Annotated in this window: 15 protein-coding genes and 1 pseudogene; 9 read left to right on the top strand and 7 right to left on the bottom strand. The window is 72.5% G+C overall.

The features are described 5' to 3' along the window. Positions 1–160 precede the first annotated feature (160 nt). From ACFVS9_RS18560 to ACFVS9_RS18540, 5 genes and pseudogenes are all read left to right on the top strand, one after another. Positions 161–676, top strand: a complete 516-nt coding sequence (locus tag ACFVS9_RS18560) for a DinB family protein (RefSeq protein ID WP_389933590.1) — start codon at positions 161–163, stop codon at positions 674–676. An 87-nt stretch (positions 677–763) separates the two neighbouring features. After that, entirely contained in the window at positions 764–1,477 is a 714-nt protein-coding gene (locus tag ACFVS9_RS18555) for a DUF4230 domain-containing protein (RefSeq protein WP_389933588.1), read from the top strand. A 131-nt stretch (positions 1,478–1,608) separates the two neighbouring features. Then, positions 1,609–2,147: pseudogene (locus ACFVS9_RS18550) on the top strand (TNT domain-containing protein); the annotation flags it as partial. Positions 2,148–2,343: 196 nt separating this feature from the next. After that, positions 2,344–3,351 (top strand): alpha/beta fold hydrolase, encoded by a 1,008-nt coding sequence (locus ACFVS9_RS18545; protein WP_389933585.1) that lies wholly within the window; start codon positions 2,344–2,346, stop codon positions 3,349–3,351. Positions 3,352–3,401: 50 nt separating this feature from the next. After that, entirely contained in the window at positions 3,402–3,911 is a 510-nt protein-coding gene (locus ACFVS9_RS18540; RefSeq protein WP_383118712.1) for a DUF664 domain-containing protein, read from the top strand. A 10-nt stretch (positions 3,912–3,921) separates the two neighbouring features. Here the strand turns inward: ACFVS9_RS18540 and ACFVS9_RS18535 are convergent, their stop codons facing one another. Continuing rightward, complete coding sequence (locus ACFVS9_RS18535) at positions 3,922–4,725, bottom strand: AraC family transcriptional regulator (protein WP_389933582.1); 804 nt, start codon at positions 4,723–4,725, stop codon at positions 3,922–3,924. Between the two features lie 90 nt (positions 4,726–4,815). Between ACFVS9_RS18535 and ACFVS9_RS18530 the strand changes: the two genes are divergently transcribed. Beyond that, a complete protein-coding gene (locus ACFVS9_RS18530; RefSeq protein ID WP_389933579.1) occupies positions 4,816–5,247 on the top strand; it encodes a DUF2000 family protein in 432 nt (143 codons plus the stop codon). 127 nt (positions 5,248–5,374) lie between these two features. Beyond that, a complete protein-coding gene (locus tag ACFVS9_RS18525) occupies positions 5,375–5,662 on the top strand; it encodes a hypothetical protein (protein WP_383118709.1) in 288 nt (95 codons plus the stop codon). Positions 5,663–5,687: 25 nt separating this feature from the next. Here ACFVS9_RS18525 and ACFVS9_RS18520 read toward each other — a convergent pair whose 3' ends face one another. From ACFVS9_RS18520 to ACFVS9_RS18495, 6 genes are all read right to left on the bottom strand, one after another. Beyond that, the gene (locus ACFVS9_RS18520; protein ID WP_389933577.1) at positions 5,688–6,122 is read right to left on the bottom strand and encodes a protein phosphatase; all 435 of its coding nucleotides are present in this window, start codon (positions 6,120–6,122) and stop codon (positions 5,688–5,690) included. Next, the gene (locus tag ACFVS9_RS18515; protein ID WP_383118707.1) at positions 6,119–6,397 is read right to left on the bottom strand and encodes an HPr family phosphocarrier protein; all 279 of its coding nucleotides are present in this window, start codon (positions 6,395–6,397) and stop codon (positions 6,119–6,121) included. Before ACFVS9_RS18515 ends, ACFVS9_RS18520 begins: the two co-directional genes overlap by 4 nt. Before the next feature lie 50 nt (positions 6,398–6,447). Further along, positions 6,448–8,424, bottom strand: coding sequence for a fructose-specific PTS transporter subunit EIIC (locus ACFVS9_RS18510; RefSeq protein WP_389933574.1), 1,977 nt, complete (start codon positions 8,422–8,424; stop codon positions 6,448–6,450). Between the two features lie 81 nt (positions 8,425–8,505). Next, entirely contained in the window at positions 8,506–9,453 is a 948-nt protein-coding gene (gene pfkB, locus ACFVS9_RS18505) for a 1-phosphofructokinase (RefSeq protein WP_389933571.1), read from the bottom strand. Then, complete coding sequence (locus ACFVS9_RS18500) at positions 9,450–10,211, bottom strand: DeoR/GlpR family DNA-binding transcription regulator (protein WP_383118704.1); 762 nt, start codon at positions 10,209–10,211, stop codon at positions 9,450–9,452. The genes pfkB and ACFVS9_RS18500 overlap by 4 nt, the downstream gene beginning before the upstream one ends. 139 nt (positions 10,212–10,350) lie before the next feature. Then, a complete protein-coding gene (locus ACFVS9_RS18495) occupies positions 10,351–10,605 on the bottom strand; it encodes a DUF6296 family protein (protein WP_383118703.1) in 255 nt (84 codons plus the stop codon). A 276-nt stretch (positions 10,606–10,881) separates the two neighbouring features. Here ACFVS9_RS18495 and ACFVS9_RS18490 point away from each other — a divergent pair, with 276 nt between their 5' ends. Both ACFVS9_RS18490 and ACFVS9_RS18485 read left to right on the top strand, forming a co-directional pair. Continuing rightward, positions 10,882–11,124: a DUF5133 domain-containing protein gene (locus ACFVS9_RS18490; RefSeq protein ID WP_383118702.1), complete on the top strand. Its 243-nt coding sequence runs from the start codon at positions 10,882–10,884 to the stop codon at positions 11,122–11,124. Between the two features lie 176 nt (positions 11,125–11,300). Continuing rightward, positions 11,301–12,152 (top strand): PepSY domain-containing protein, encoded by an 852-nt coding sequence (locus ACFVS9_RS18485; protein ID WP_389933567.1) that lies wholly within the window; start codon positions 11,301–11,303, stop codon positions 12,150–12,152. Positions 12,153–12,300: the final 148 nt, after the last annotated feature.

Here is a 12,300-nt window from a genome sequence, read left to right as displayed (position 1 = left end):
GGGGGGCCACCCCCCCCCCCCTGGGTGGGCCCCCCCCGGACCGGGGGTTCGCCCCCCCCCCGGGCGCCCCCCCGCCCCCCCAACCCCCCGCAACCGGACCGTGCCCCACGTGTCCCGGCCCGCCTCGCGCGGAGCGGGGCGCGCGGGGCATGATCATGCGATGACATGGACAGCTCCCGAAGCCACCCGCTCCTTCGGACCGCTCACCGCCGGTGAGCGCGAGACACTCACCGGATACCTCGCCTTCTACCGTGGCACCCTTCTGCGGAAGTGCGCGGGGCTCACGGGTGAACAGCTCGCCGAACGGACCACCGGGCCGTCCAACCTCACCCTGCTCGGCCTGATCCGCCACATGGCCAAGGTGGAACGCATCTGGTTCCGCGAAGGTCTCCAGGGCCTGTCGCTGCCCCCGATGTACGGGGCGGAGAAGGGCAAGGACGCGGACTTCGAGGACCTCTCGCCGGACCGCGCACCCGAGGACCACGCCCGTCTCGTCGAGGAGATCCGACTCGCGGACGAGGCGGCGGCGGGCATGTCGCTCGACACCACGTTCACCTGGCGCGGCTCCGTCTGCTCGCTGCGCATGGTGCACGTCCACATGATCGCGGAGTACGCCCGCCACGTCGGGCACGCCGACCTGCTGAGGGAGCGGCTGGACGGCGCGACCGGCGCCTGAGACGGCCAAGTCCCCACGCCCGTACAGGATCTGGCGTATTCGGCGCGAGCACGGACTGAAATCGCCGGACCGGGTCACACGCAAGGAATGACGTCCACTGACGTAAGGACAGACAGAACCGGGGACCCCGGGCGCGGCACCACGTCGCGCCGTCGTGCCCGCATGCGAGGATGCCTGCCGTTCGCCGGCGTGTGCGCCGCGGGGCTCGTCCTGTTGCTGCTGGGCTCCCGGCTCAGCCTGCTCCCCGGGCTCGGCGGCCTCTTCGCGGACGAGACCACCGACCGTTCCGGCCCCGCCGTGCTCAAGTCCATCCAGGACATGAGCGCGTACGAGGCGGCCTCGGGCAACTTCCAGGTCGTCGTCGACCTGGAGAAGGACGCCAAGTTCCTGCCCGACGCCATCCGGGGCACCCGGACGCTGTACGTCGGCGCGGGCACCGTCGGTGCCTCCGTCGACCTCGGCAAGGTCGCGTCCGACGGGGTGACCGTGAACGAGGACCGCACCACGGCCGAACTCGTCCTGCCCCACGCCGTGCTGGGCAAGCCCGCCCTGGATCCGGACCGCTCCTACGCCGTCTCCAAGCAGCGCGGACTCCTCGACCGGATCGGTGACTTCTTCTCCGACAACCCCGGCAGTGAACAGGCGGTCAACAAGCTCGCGGCCAAGCACATCGGAGAGGCGGCCGAGGAGAGCGGACTCACCGAGCGGGCCGAGAAGAACACCACTTCCATGCTCCAGGGCCTGCTCGGGTCACTCGGGTTCGAGAAGGTCACGGTCAGCTACACCGACCCGCCCGGCTGACCCCCGCACGGTGCGCGGCACGGCGTGAACGCGGCCAGGATCCCCTCGCTCACCCTGCGTGAGCTCACGAGCGACCGCAGGCACCCCGAGGGGATCCCCGAACCGTCCCCCACACCGCGCTCGCCGCGGGCCTGGTGACGGCTCCGGGCGCGAACGCCGTAGCGCACCAGGCCCGTACGCCGGCCGCCGTCCCGCACGACCCCTGTACGGGCGAGCTCCTCGGGGACGCGCGGCTCGGCCCCGAGTGGCTGCCCTCCTCGAAACAGGCCCCCGTCGGCCCGTTGCCCAAGGGCTACGGAAGTACCCGCCCCACGACGGGTTCGCCGAGGCCGACGGCGGGACCGGCCGGGAGCCGGCCGAGCTGCACACGGGTCAGCGCCTGGACCGCTTCGGTTCGGAGTACGGCACCTACCTCGCACCCGCCGGCGACACCTGCACGGAGCGGCCGCTGCCCCCGCAGAGCCTCAACACCGCCGACGCCGACGCCCCTTGTGACCACCGCGTCTACGAGGTCGCCAAGCCGTTCCGGGTCTGGCAGGGAAGCACCGCACCGTGGTTCGGACAGGCCGGCGGAGGCCGCCGGATCAGGCTCGCCCCGGTCTTCCTCGACCCGGGCGCGGGGCGGAGGCCCGACGTGAAGTGGCCGCTGGGCCACGCCTGCCTCACCCCCCCGTGGGCGCTCCCGCAAGGGCTCCGAGGGAGTGTGGGAACCGCGTGGACGGGGTTTCGGCAGGCGTGTACCTTCCGCGCCCGTCCGTCGAGCCCGGTCACGGGATTTGCCGTAACGGCAAGTTCCCTTGGCCGGAGGCACCGCGGCGCCGAATCATGGTCACGCCGAACCGGCACCGAGAACCGAGGAGATTCCCATGCCGCAGCACGCCCCCGCCGCCGAGCCCTCCACCACCGTCCCGGGGGCGTTCCACCGGCTGGTGGACGTCCCCGGCGGCCGGATCCATCTCCTGGAACAGGGGAGAGGCCCGCTGGTCCTCATGATCCACGGCTTCCCCGAGACCTCGTACTCCTGGCGTCACCAGCTCCCCGCCCTCGCCGCGGCGGGCTACCGCGCGGTCGCCGTCGACGTACGCGGCTACGGGCGCTCCTCGGCCCCCGAGTCCGTGGACGCCTACCGGATGACGGCCCACGTGGCCGACAACGTCGGCGTCGTACACGCCCTCGGCGAGGAGACCGCGACGGTGATCGGCCACGACTGGGGCTCGTCCATCGCCACGGCCGGTGCGCTGATGCGGCCCGACGTGTTCACCGCCGCGGCCATGCTCAGCGTCCCCTACGCGCCCTGGAACCCGGTGCGCCCCACCGAGGGCTTCGCCCGCATCGGCGGTGACGAGGAGTTCTACGTCAGCTACTTCCAGCGGCCCGGCCGCGCCGAGGCCGAGATCGACCCCGACGTACGCGGGTGGCTGGCGGGGTTCTACACCTCGCTCTCCGGGGACACGATGCCGCCTCCGGGAACGCCCACCCCCTTCTTCGTGCCCGCCGGGGCGACGATGCGTGACCGTTTCACCGGAGGTGCCCTGCCGTCCTGGCTCACGGAGGAGGAGCTGGACGTCTGCGGTGCGGAGTTCGCCAGGACCGGTCTGACCGGTGGCCTCAACCGCTACCGGAACGTCGACCGCGACTGGGAGGACCTGGCCGTCTGGGAGGGCGCCCGCCCCACCTTCCCGGCCCTCTTCATCGGCGGCGCGCTCGACTCCTCCACGACCTGGATGGCCGATGCCATCGCCGCCTTCCCCACGACGCTCCCGGGCCTGGTCTCCTCGCACCTCCTGGACGGGTGCGGACACTGGATCCAGCAGGAACGCCCCGCGGAGGTCAACGCCCTGCTGACGGAGTGGCTGCGCGCCGTGCGCCCGTGAGCCGCGTGTCGCAGTCGTGGCCCCGTCCGGACACCGGCCATGGTGGTCGTATGAACAGTGCAGGCATTCTCGCCGATGCGTTCGAACGTGTCCATGAAGCGGTGCACGCCGCGGTCGAGGGTCTCCCGCCCGGGGACCTCAACGCGAGGCTCGACGACGACGCCAACTCCGTCGCCTGGCTCGTGTGGCACCTCACGCGCGTCCAGGACGACCACATCGCCGACGCGGCGGGGACGGAACAGGTCTGGTTCGCGAAGGACTGGGCGTCCCGCTTCCAGCTGCCGCTGGAGAAGGGCTCGACCGGCTACGGCCACAGCAGCGCGCAGGTCGGGGCCGTGAAGGTGGCGTCGGCCGACCTCCTCCTCGGCTACTTCGACGCCGTGCACGAGCAGACCCTCGCCTTCGTCCGGGGACTCGACGGCAGGTCCCTGGACCGCGTCGTGGACGACGCCTGGTCACCGCCGGTGACCCTGGGCGTGCGGCTGGTCAGCGTCATCGCCGACGACCTGCAGCACGCGGGACAGGCCGCCTTCGTGCGCGGCGCGCTGGAGCGGCGCTGAGGCACGCCGGTCAGGAGGCCGCGGAACCGGTGCGCGCGTAATGTCCCGGACTCGTCCCGACCACGCGCTTGAAGTGGCGGGAGAAGTGGGACTGGTCGTAGAACCCGGCCGCGGCGGCGACCTCGGGCGCGCGCATCCCGCCCAGCAGCAGGCGCCGTGCCAGGTCCACGCGCCGCCCTGTCAGGTACTGGTGCGGGGCCATGCCGAACTCGCGGCTGAAGGCCCGCACCAGGTGCGTGTGATGGGTGTGCAGCCGCTCCGCCGCGTCCCGGAGCGCCAGCCCTTCCACGAAGTGCTCGTCGAGCAGGTCGCGGAGCGCGTACGCGACCCTGCGGTCGGACACCTGCGGGGCGGCCGGATCGTCGCGCAGGTGACCGGCGAGACGTTCGCGGACGAGCGCGAGCCGGCTCTGCGCCTCCAGTTCGTCCCCGGGGTGCGCCAGTGTCCGGTGGAGCTGGTCGACCCGGTGGCGCAGCCACGGATCACGCAGTACCGGCCGGTCGACCGCGCGCCCGACGAGAGCCGCGTCGATCTGCGAGGTGTTCAGGTAGAGGACGCGCTTGCGGAAGCCCCCGGGGGTCGCCGCGTCGCCGTTGTGCGGGACGTGCGGGGGCAGCAGCGTGACGACCGAACTGGGCGCACCGTGCTCCTGGCGGTCCAGGTCGTAGCGGACCGCTCCCTCGTCGACGATGAGCAGGGTCCACGCGTCGTGGGTGTGCATGGGGTACGCGTGGTCGGCGAAGTGCGCGTGGAAGACCTCGTCGATCCCCTCGACGCGCGGACGCCACGCGGTGATGTCCGGTCGTGCACCCATGACCGAAGCGTACAAGAGCGTCCGGGGCGCTCCAGCGGTGTGCAAACTTCGTACAAGACGGCCGTCCGCCCGGCTCGGCAGACTCCTGGCATGACCGACGAAAACGCACCCGTACGCTTCGACACCAAGATCGCCGTGCTGCTCCGGGACGACCTCGAGACCTGGCAGCGCCTCAACGTCACCGCCTTCCTGGTGAGCGGTCTCGGCACGCGGACGCCCGAGCTGATCGGCGAACCGTACGCCGACGCCGACGACACCCCGTACCTGCCCATGTTCCGGCAGCCCGTCCTCGTGTTCGCCGGGTCCAAGGAACTCCTGACGGCCGCGCACGCCAAGGCGGTCGGCAGGGGGACGACCCTGGCCGTGTTCACCTCCGACCTCTTCGCGACCGGCCATGACGAGGCCAACCGGGCCGCCGTCCGGGCGGTGGGCAGGGACGGGCTGGACCTGGTGGGCCTGGCGGTGCACGGGCCCCGGAACGCGGTGGACAAGATCCTCAAGGGCGCGTCCATGCACCCCTGACGCGTGCCCGGACCGCCGTCACCGAACGGATACTCACGGGCACACCCGTGCGAGTGACGGGCCGCGGTGCCATACTCGAATCAAGTCCGCTTGACAGGCTTGCCATTGTCCCGAAAGGCGACGCGTCATGAACTGGGCATCGTGGACCACCCTCGGTGTCTTCGCGGGAACCGGCGGAGTGCGCACCGAAGAGGTAGGGGTCGTGAGCGGTGATCTGACCGTGCACACGACATGGACCGAGAAGCAGGCCGAGGTGGCCGTGCAGTACAGCGGGGCCTCGGACTGGTTCACACTGGCCGGCAGTCCGGTGCCGTGCCCCTCGGAGGAAGAGAGCAGAAGCCTCCATCAGAGCGTCGTCGAGGCGGTACGCGCCGGCGGCGGAGCCACGGTTCCGGCTCCGCACAGCATGGCGTGAGACCTCCGGACGGTGCGGCGGCGGTTCAGCGTGCCGCGAAGCGCGCCACGTAGCGCCGCTGCCACGGCGTCTCCACGGCCTTGGCGTGGTAGTTCCGGCGGACGTGGGCGACCGCCTCCTCCGCCGGGACCCCGTCCAGTACGGCCAGGCAGGCGAGGGCCGTACCGGTGCGCCCCCGGCCGCCCCCGCACGCCACCTCGACGCGTTCGACGGAAGCCCGGCCCCACGCTTCTTCCAGCACGGACCGGGCCTCGGCCCGGTCCGCGGGCAGAAGGAAGTCGGGCCAGCGCACCCACCGGGACTCCCACGCCACCGGGGGAGGCGGTCCGCCCAGCAGATGGACCGCGAACGTGGGCTCGGGACCCGGAGGAACCGGGCGCCTCAGACCCCGGCCACGGACCAGCCGCCCCGACGGCAGCCGCATGACGCCCTCACCCGCCGGGTCCCAGGTGGCCGTCACCCTCGGTCCTGCGCGTCGAGGTCCTGGGACAGCAGGCCCGCCAGCTCCTCGACGGCCTCGGCGGCGCTGTCGCCCACGGCCGACAGCACCAGCAGGTCGCCGTGCCGGGCGGCCAGGGTGAGCACCGAGAGCATGCTCCGGGCGTCGACCGGGTCGCCCCCGTCGCGTGCGACGGTGACGGGGACCGGCTGACGCATGGCCGCCTGGACGAAGAGCGAGGCGGGCCGGGCGTGCAGGCCGCTGCGGGAGGCGACGGTGACGGTGCGCTGGTACACGGGTTCACTCCTGAGTGACGGGGACACGAGGTGCGGGGGCGGGAGAGAGGTCAGGCGGCGACGGCGACCTCGGCCCCGTCGTCGGTACGGACGGAGGCGTCCGGGCTCCGTCGCATGCCCTTGAGGACGACGACCAGAGCGGTGGACACCGCGGTGCCGACGGCGACGGCCAGCAGGTAGAGCAACGGCTCACCGATGAGCGGGACCACGAACACACCACCGTGCGGGGCGCGCAGGGTACAGCCGAACGCCATGGACAGCGCGCCGGTGACCGCACCGCCGGCCATCACGGACGGGATCACCCGCAGCGGATCCGCCGCGGCGAACGGGATCGCACCCTCGGTGATGAAGGAGGCACCCAGCACCCACGCCGCCCTGCCGTTCTCCCGCTCGGTCCGGGTGAACAGACCGCGGCGCACCGCGGTGGCGAGGGCCATCGCCAGCGGGGGCACCATTCCGGCGGCCATCACCGCAGCCATGACCTTGAGGCTGCCGGGCGTCGGATCGGCCAGACCGCCGACCGCGAAGGCGTACGCCACCTTGTTCAGCGGGCCGCCCATGTCGAAGCACATCATCAGGCCGAGGACGATGCCGAGGATGACCGCGTTCGAGCCCGACAGACCGTTCAGCCAGTCGGTGAGCGCGTTCTGGAGGGACGCGATCGGCTTGCCGACCACGATGAACATCAGGAAACCGACCGCGATCGACGCGAGCAGCGGGATCACCAGCACCGGCATGATCCCGCGCAGCGTGGGATGCACCTTCACCCGCTGGATCGCCATCACCACCGAACCGGCCAGCAGCCCCGCGACCAGGCCGCCGAGGAATCCGGCGTCCACGGTGAGCGCGATGGCGCCGCCGACGAACCCCGGGACGAGCGCGGGCCGGTCCGCCATCCCGTAGGCGATGTAGCCCGCGAGCACGGGGACCAGGAAGCCGAAGGCGGCGGTCCCGATCTGGTTGAGCAGGGCGGCCCAACTGGCCGTCTCGCCCCAGACGAAGTGGTCGGCGACCGATTTCGCGCTCGCGATCTCGTAGCCGCCGATGGCGAAGGAGAGGGCGATGAGCAGCCCTCCCGCCGCGACGAACGGGACCATGTAACTGACGCCGGACATCAGATACGTCCGCAGCCGGACCCCGAAGTGCCCGGAGGCCGCCGCCGATCCGCCCGTACCGCCGGCCGGTTCACCGCCGTCGCCCGAGATCTCGGTGATCTCCCCGCGCCCGGCCTTGCGCCGGGCCTCGGCGATGAGTTCGGCGGGCCGGTTGATCCCCGCCTTCACACCCGTGTCCACGACCGGCTTGCGGGCGAACCTCGCCTTCTCGCGCACGTCGACGTCGTGCGCCCAGATGACGGCGTCCGCGGCCGCGATGACCGCCGGGTCCAGCCGCTCGAACCCGGCCGAGCCCTGCGTCTCGACGTCGAGCACGACACCCTCGGTGCGTGCGGCCGCCTGGAGCGACTCGGCGGCCATGTAGGTGTGGGCGATGCCGGTCGGACAGGAGGTGACGGCGACGATACGGAACGGCTTCGCCGCCTCCGCGTCCGCCGCGGCCTCCTCCGGGTCCGGGGCCGCCGCGGAGACCTCGTCGCCCCGGATCAGCGCAGCCGCAGACCCGGGGTCGCCCTCCGCGCGCAGCGCGTCGGTGAACGCGGGGTCCATGAGCCTGCGTGCCAGCGCCGACAGGATCGTGAGGTGGTCGTCGTCCGCGCCCGCGGGCGCGGCTATCAGGAAGACGAGATCGGCGGGGCCGTCGGCGGCGCCGAAGTCGATGCCCCTCGTGCTGCGGCCGAAGGCCAGCGTCGGCGCGGTGACGTGTTCGCTCCGGCAGTGCGGAATCCCGATGCCGCCGTCCAGGCCGGTCGGCATCATGGCCTCCCGCGCCGCCACGTCGGCGAGGAAGCCGTCCAGGTCGGTGACGCGGCCGGCCGCGACCATCCGTCCGGCCAGTGACCGGGCGGCCTCGCTCTTGGTCTCGGCGGACAGGTCGAGATCGACCAGGTCCGCGGTGATCAGCTCACTCATCGCGGGCTCCTTGCTCGTGGACCGCCCGGGGGGACGGCGCGGGGGACGGGGGCGTCGTACGACGGGACAGGTACAGGGGGGTCACGCGGCCTGCTCCGGGAGGGCCAGGTCCATGGGGATGTCCGCGGTGGTGATGACCGAGGACGGATCGAGGTCGGCGGGTGTCGGCATGACGCTTCCGGGCAGCTGCACGGCGGCGGCGCCGTGCGCCACCGCCGCGGACAGGGCCGCGGGACCCTCGCCGCCCGCGGACAGGAACCCCGCGAGCGAGGCGTCACCCGCGCCGACGTCGCTGCGGACGGCGTCCACCCGCGCACCGGCGAAGTGCGCCCCCGACGGCTCCACGAGCAGCTGGCCGGCGGCGCCCAGGCTGGCCAGCACCGAACGTGCCCCGCGCTCGCACAGTTCCTGCGCGGCCTTGAGCGCGTCACCGACCGTCGTGAGCGGGCGGCCCACGGCCTCGGCGAGCTCCTGGGTGTTCGGCTTGATGACGTCCGGGCGCTCACGCAGCGCGGCGACGAGCGCGGCACCGGAGGTGTCGAGGGCGATACGGACACCGGCACGGTGGCTGCGTGCGACCAGTTCGGCGTACCAGTGCGGTGGCAGTCCGCGCGGCAGGCTTCCGCAGCAGGCGATCCAGTCCGCGCCGGCCGACCGGGCCCGGACGGTGTCCAGCAGGCGCTCGGCCTCGGCGGGAGCGATCTCGGGCCCCGCCGCGTTGACCTTGGTGAGGGTTCCGTCCGGTTCCACGAGCGTGACGTTGATCCGGGTGCTGCCCGCGATGGGCACCCCGGCGGCCTCGATCCCGTGGTCACCGAGCAGCCTGGCCAGCAGCGCGCCCTCGGGTCCGCCCAGCGGTGCGACGGCGACGGTGCGGTGCCCGGCGGCGGCGACTGCGCGCGAGACGTTGACGCCCTTCCCGCCGGGGTCGACGCGGTCCGCGGTGGCCCGCAGGACGGAGCCGCGGGTGAGCCCGGGAAGCTCGTACGTGCGGTCCAGGCTCGGGTTGGGTGTGACGGTCAGGATCATGCGCGTACCACTTCCGTGCCCCGGCTCTCGATGGCCCGGGCGTCCTCGGGGCTCAGCCCCGTATCGGTGATCAGCAGGTCGACGTGGGAGAGATCGCCGAAGCGTGCGAAGTGCTCCTGCCCCGACTTGCCCGAGTCGGCGAGGAGCACCACCCTGCGGGCCGCCGCGATCACGGCACGCTTCACGGCGGCCTCGGCCAGGTCAGGGGTGGTCAGGCCGCCCTCGGGGGAGAAGCCGTTGGTCGCGAGGAAGACGACATCGGCGTTGATCTCGGCGTAGGCGCTCAGCGCCCACGCGTCGACGGCCGCGCGTGTCCGGTGCCGGACCCTGCCGCCGACCAGATGCAACGCGATCCCCGGATGGTCGGAGAGACGGGCCGCCACGGGCAGGGCGTGCGTGACGACGGTGAGGCGCGAGTCGATCGGTACGGCGGCCGCCAGTCTCACGGTCGTCGTACCGGCGTCGATGATGACGTTGCCCTCGGCCGGGAGCTCGCCCAGGGCCGCGGCGGCGATGCGGTCCTTCTCGTCGGCCGCCACGCTGTCGCGTTCGGCGAGGTCGGGCTCGAACCCGAGCCGTCCGGCGGGAATCGCGCCGCCGTGCACCCTGCGGACGAGTCCCGCCCTGTCGAGTGCCTTGAGGTCGCGGCGCACCGTCTCCGCGGTCACCTGGAACTGCTCGGCCAGCGACAGCACGTCGACGCGCCCGCTCTCGCCTGCGATGCGGAGGATCTCCTGCTGCCGCTCCGGTGCGTACATGTGGTTACGTATCCGTTTCGTGCCCGTGTCTGTGGTTTCACGGGCACACTACGGTCGCGGGTCAGGAAAGTAAACACATCCGGGCAGGAAGTGGGCATGAACGGACTTCAATTTTCATGAGGGGGATCTCCAGGGCTCCTCAGCGGGTGCCGTGCGCCGGTGACCGCGGACTCAGCGGCCGCACCAGCAGCGGTGCGCCCAGGACCTGATGGCCACCGCTCGCCTCCATGCGCACCTCGCCGCGCTCGCTGATCTCGGCGCGCACGATTCCGGTCTCGTCCGCGTAGACCGGGTATCCGCCGGCGCCGGAGCGTGACGTGAGGTGGACGACCACGACGTCGTCCTCGGCGCCGCCCGCCTGGAAGATGAGTTCGTAACTCTCCGGGTAATCCATGATTGACCTCCCGACCGGGCACAGCAGTATCCGCTCGCCCGTCTCACCCCCATTGTTTCCCAACAGGGCGCGCTCCGCTCCGGGAACGGGGGCCCGTGACCTTCCGTGACTGGGGATGCGGAACGGGTGATGCCGGGCGACCATCACTGCAAGGGACCGGACGCGTGCTGTCACCTCGCACGGCCGGCCGTGACGCCGGGCGGAACCGCCGGCGCGATCGGATTTCGTCGGCGCGGGGCCCGCGGGCTCCGGGCCGCCCTGTGGAGAGGAACTGCCGTGCTGATGGCCAATCCCGCAACGCTCCGCGGTCTCGTCGAGCGCTACGAGACCCTGCGGAGCACCCACGCGCGGCTGGGCACGTCCGAGAGCGGTCGGCAACTCGAGGACGTCTCCTACACCCTCTGCGTCACCACCGGGACGAGGACCGTGCCCGACGCCCTGGCCGTCGCGGCGGCGCAGCTGCGCGGCGTCCCGTCCGCCGGGGCGCCGGAGCCCGCCGAGGTGCAGCTGACCGCCTGACACCGGTGGTCCTCCCAGGCGTGGCGCCGGTCTCCGTCGAACCGGCGCCACCGGCCTGTCCGGACGGCCCCAGGGCCGCACGACACGCCGCCGAACGGGCGTACGGTGCCGTCGAACGGGTGACACCCGCTGGTCGGACAACATGAGTGCCGACGGAGACGGCTAGGCATCCCAGCATGAGATTCGAGCCCCGTCGAAACACGTCCGCCTCCCCGCGTATCCGCAGGCTCCGCGTCGCCGGCGGCGCCCTGTGCGCCGCAGTTCTCGCAGCCACCCTCGTGACCGGCTGTGGCCAGGACAGCGGTGACGAGACCTCCTCGGCGACCTCCGAGGCTGCGAAGGTCCTTCCGAACCAGTCGGGCAGCGCTTCCGGCAGCCCCTCCGCGACGGCGCAGCTGACCGAGGAGCAGACCGAGCGCAAGGAACTGCTGTCGGCCGTCAAGATCACCTTCGACAAGGCCGCCACGACGGCGGTGGGTGAGGTGTCCGGCGGCAAGCTGACCGATCTGGACCTGGAGGGTCTCGACGACAAGGACGACGCGTCCGGCAGCCCGAGCCCGTCCGGCAGCGCCACCGGAGACATGAGCGCGAGTCCCAGCGGGAGCGCCAGCCCCAGCGGCATGGGCAGCGCGAGTCCCAGCGGATCCGGCAGCGCGAGCCCCAGCGGCACCTCCACCAGCCCGAAGTGGATCGCGCAGGTCGTGGAGACGGACGGCACCGCGCACAAGGTGACCATCGACGCGGTGTCCGGAGCGGTCATCAGCTCCGCGCCGGAGGCCGGTCAGAGCGACGCGGACAAGACGAAGCTGGCCGACGAGCTCTCCAAGGCGACGCAGACGCCCCAGCAGGCGGCCAAGGCCGCCATGGCCAAGCAGCCGGGCTGGGTCACCTCGGCCGATCTCGGCGAGAACAGCAGCCAGGTCCTGGTCTGGAAGGTCGACGTGGTCTCCAAGGACTGGAACAAGACCACCTTCGACGTGGACGCGGCCAAGGGCACGATCACGAACGAGCAGGCCGACAACGACTGATCACGGCACGAGGGAACCGTCGGGGGGGGGGCCGCGCCGCGCGGCGGGGCCCCCCCACGCGGACCGGGGGGAGGGCGCCCCCGGCGGCGCCGCGCCCCCCCCCCCCCCCCCCCCCGAGGAGCACCCCCGGCGGGGGCCCCCCCCGGGG

Source organism: Streptomyces sp. NPDC058008, from assembly GCF_042886395.1.
Lineage (GTDB): Bacteria > Actinomycetota > Actinomycetes > Streptomycetales > Streptomycetaceae > Streptomyces.
The sequence above is the reverse complement of the archived record's forward strand: the minus strand, read 5'-3'. Positions and strand labels throughout refer to the sequence as shown.

Bases quoted from the DNA above. Each gene is read 5' to 3' on its own strand.
- ACFVS9_RS18560 (WP_389933590.1), top strand. From the start codon at position 161: ATGACATGGACAGCTCCCGAAGCCACCCGCTCCTTCGGACCGCTCACC.
- ACFVS9_RS18535 (WP_389933582.1), bottom strand. From the start codon at position 4,725: ATGGGTGCACGACCGGACATCACCGCGTGGCGTCCGCGCGTCGAGGGG.
- ACFVS9_RS18495 (WP_383118703.1), bottom strand. From the start codon at position 10,605: ATGGATTACCCGGAGAGTTACGAACTCATCTTCCAGGCGGGCGGCGCC.
- ACFVS9_RS18510 (WP_389933574.1), bottom strand. From the start codon at position 8,424: ATGAGTGAGCTGATCACCGCGGACCTGGTCGATCTCGACCTGTCCGCC.
- pfkB (WP_389933571.1), bottom strand. From the start codon at position 9,453: ATGATCCTGACCGTCACACCCAACCCGAGCCTGGACCGCACGTACGAG.
- ACFVS9_RS18485 (WP_389933567.1), top strand. From the start codon at position 11,301: ATGAGATTCGAGCCCCGTCGAAACACGTCCGCCTCCCCGCGTATCCGC.
- ACFVS9_RS18555 (WP_389933588.1), top strand. From the start codon at position 764: ATGACGTCCACTGACGTAAGGACAGACAGAACCGGGGACCCCGGGCGC.
- ACFVS9_RS18525 (WP_383118709.1), top strand. From the start codon at position 5,375: ATGAACTGGGCATCGTGGACCACCCTCGGTGTCTTCGCGGGAACCGGC.
- ACFVS9_RS18540 (WP_383118712.1), top strand. From the start codon at position 3,402: ATGAACAGTGCAGGCATTCTCGCCGATGCGTTCGAACGTGTCCATGAA.
- ACFVS9_RS18530 (WP_389933579.1), top strand. From the start codon at position 4,816: ATGACCGACGAAAACGCACCCGTACGCTTCGACACCAAGATCGCCGTG.
- ACFVS9_RS18500 (WP_383118704.1), bottom strand. From the start codon at position 10,211: ATGTACGCACCGGAGCGGCAGCAGGAGATCCTCCGCATCGCAGGCGAG.
- ACFVS9_RS18545 (WP_389933585.1), top strand. From the start codon at position 2,344: ATGCCGCAGCACGCCCCCGCCGCCGAGCCCTCCACCACCGTCCCGGGG.